General features: G+C 29.0%; 1 pseudogene. It reads left to right on the forward strand.

The features are described 5' to 3' along the window. Nucleotides 1–212 (forward strand): annotated as a pseudogene (locus tag CBI42_RS12005) (DNA primase); the annotation flags it as partial. Between the last annotated feature and the right edge of the window lie 33 nt (nucleotides 213–245).

Below are 245 nucleotides of genomic sequence, written 5' to 3' on the forward strand. Positions count from 1 at the left end.
ATGATGCAGGAAAAGATTTTTCTGATAAGTTATCTCAATCAGGATTTCCTGTTTTACTGGATTTACCTAATAATGAATCTTGGAAAGAAAAAATAGACTGGAACGATATTCTTAGAGAAAAGAAATCAGATTTTCAATTTAAGCTTGAAACTGTAAAAGAGACATTTGGAAATCCACCAGTAAGACAAAACTCTCAATGTTTAGAATTGTGATAACAAAATCAAGATGTTTTAGCTAATATTAGA

The organism is Streptococcus sp. KR, from assembly GCF_002238115.1.
Lineage (GTDB): Bacteria > Bacillota > Bacilli > Lactobacillales > Streptococcaceae > Streptococcus.